The sequence below is a fragment of the Microbacterium sp. A20 genome, from assembly GCF_004794515.1.
Taxonomy (GTDB): Bacteria; Actinomycetota; Actinomycetes; order Actinomycetales; family Microbacteriaceae; genus Microbacterium.
The window spans coordinates 1-2495 of sequence record NZ_SSDF01000054.1; the positions used below are offsets into that span (position 1 = coordinate 1).

General features: G+C 65.9%; 2 protein-coding genes. Both read left to right on the forward strand.

Translation table 11 applies throughout. The annotated features are described in order from the left end of the window. A partial coding sequence (locus tag DW298_RS04120) for a heavy metal translocating P-type ATPase (protein ID WP_136041211.1) occupies positions 1-1434 on the forward strand: 1434 nt, incomplete at its 5' end. A gap of 576 nt (positions 1435-2010) precedes the next feature. Further along, a partial coding sequence (locus tag DW298_RS04125; protein ID WP_136041212.1) for a DUF305 domain-containing protein occupies positions 2011-2495 on the forward strand: 485 nt, incomplete at its 3' end.

Genomic DNA, 2495 nt, shown 5'->3' on the forward strand with positions numbered 1-2495 from the left:
GGGCGGATCGTGCAGGGCTCGGCCAGCATGGACGAGTCGATGATCACCGGAGAGTCCCGGCCCGTGCGCCGCAGCGACGGCGACCAGGTCATCGCCGGCACGGTCGCGACCGATTCTGGTGTGCGGGTGGAGATCACCGCGATCGGTGAGGACACTGCTCTCGCGGGAATCCAGAAACTCGTCACCGAAGCGCAGAGTTCGTCGTCGCGCGCGCAGCGGCTCGCGGATAAGGCTGCGGGGTGGTTGTTCTGGTTCGCACTGGGCGCTGCCGCGATCACCGCCGTTGTCTGGACGATCGTCGGTCAGCCTGACGCGGCCGTCATCCGCACGATCACCGTGCTGGTGATCGCCTGCCCGCATGCTCTGGGCCTGGCGATCCCACTCGTCGTGTCGATCGCAACCGAGCGGGCCGCTCGCGGTGGCGTCCTGATCAAGGATCGTCTCGCGCTGGAGAGCATGCGCACGGTCGACACCGTCCTGTTCGACAAGACCGGCACCCTCACCAAGGGCACCCCCGCCGTTACTGCAATCGATCCTGTCCTGGAGACTGACCCTGACCAGCTGCTGGCATGGGCCGCCGCGGCAGAGGCGGATTCCGAGCACCCCCTCGCTCGCGCGATCGTAAACGCGGCGAAGGACAAGACTCTCCGTGTCCCGTCCTCGTCGGACTTCGAGTCGTCCCCGGCGGTCGGGGTGCGTGCGCGTGTCGATGGACACGTCGTGCAGGTCGGTGGCCCGTATATGCTCGAGCAGGAGAACGCCCATGAGCTGCCTGTTGCCGACGAGTGGCGTCACGAGGGTGCGATCATCCTCCACGTGCTCGTCGACGGGCAGGTCGCGGGCGCACTGCGCCTCGCGGATGAGATCCGGTCGGAGTCGCGTCACGCGGTCGATGCTCTCCATGAGCGTGGTGTGCAGGTGGTCATGATCACCGGTGACGCTGACGCGGTCGCCGCATCGGTGGCGGGCGATCTGGGTATCGACCGGTACTTCGCGGGAGTGCGGCCGGAGGACAAGGCCTCGAAGGTGAAAGAGCTGCAGAGCGAAGGCCGCAAGGTCGCAATGGTCGGTGACGGCGTGAACGACGCCCCTGCGCTCGCGCAGGCGGATGTCGGGATTGCGATCGGTGCGGGTACGGACGTCGCGATCGCTTCGGCGGGCGTGATCCTCGCCAGCGACGACCCCCGGTCCGTGATCTCCGTAATCGAGCTGTCGCGGGCCAGCTACCAGAAGATGAAGCAGAACCTCTGGTGGGCCGCCGGGTACAACCTCCTCTCCGTCCCGCTCGCGGCTGGCGTGCTCGCACCCATCGGGTTTGTGCTTCCGATGTCCGTGGGGGCGGTGTTGATGTCGCTGTCCACGATCGTTGTCGCTTTGAACGCGCAGCTGCTGCGCCGGCTGAACCTGAGCCCGGACGCCGTCGTCAACGAGTAGGCGCATGGGCGGCGGCGACGTACCCTGGAGGAAAGAGAGGTGGGACGGTGTTGATCACGATTGCACGGCGCGTGCATGACCAGCGCACGCTCACCCGCACTCTCCTCACCGTCGTCGCCGTCGCTCTCTCCGTCATCTTCGGACTCTTAGCGATGCATTCGATGAACACGCACTCGATGCCCTCCGGGCACAGTGAGACCATCACCGTCACGCCCGCTTCTGCCGACGTTCACCCTGCACCCATGCCTGGGGAAGACGCAGCGATCGACGGGGCGGGATGTGCCACGTGTTCTGACGATCCAGGTATGGCGTGGATGGCCTGCGTACTCGCGCTCCTCATCGCCGTCGTGCTGCTTGCGCGACCGTCCGCCTGGTCGCGAGCCCTTGGACGCTCCCCGGGAGCGCCCGTATCGCTCCTGAGCCTCCGAGATTCGTTGCATCCACTGCGGCCCCCATCCCTCACCGTTCTCTGCATCAGTCGCACGTGATGGACGCGCTACCCGCATTCTGCGGGTAACGCCCTTCGCCCAGCCTGTCTCGCTGGGTGCCATCATCGACTCTTGGAGAGAACTCATCATGAAGACCCGTTTTGCGGCGACTGCCGCGCTCACCCTCGTTGCGTTGCTTGGACTCGCCGGCTGCGCCGGAACCACGTCCGGCGGCGGCGATATGCCCGGCATGGACCACGAGAGCAGCAGCTCCGCCCCGGCATCCGCGGACGCCAACGATGCCGACATCATGTTCGCCAGCATGATGAAAGAACACCACGCTCAGGCCATCGACATGTCTGACATGCTCCTCAGCAAGAACGGCGTCGACGCACGTGTCGTCGCTCTCGCTGAAGAGATCAAGGCCGCGCAGGAACCCGAGATCCAGAAGATGGATCAGTGGCTCGAAGAGTGGGGCGCTGACACCGCCGACATGGAGGGCATGGATCACAGCGGCGGCATGATGTCCGACGAGGACATGCAGGCTCTCGAAGATGCCACCGGTGCGGACGCCAGCCGCCTGTTCCTCGAGCAGATGATCCAGCACCACGAGGGTGCCGTCGAGATGGCCCA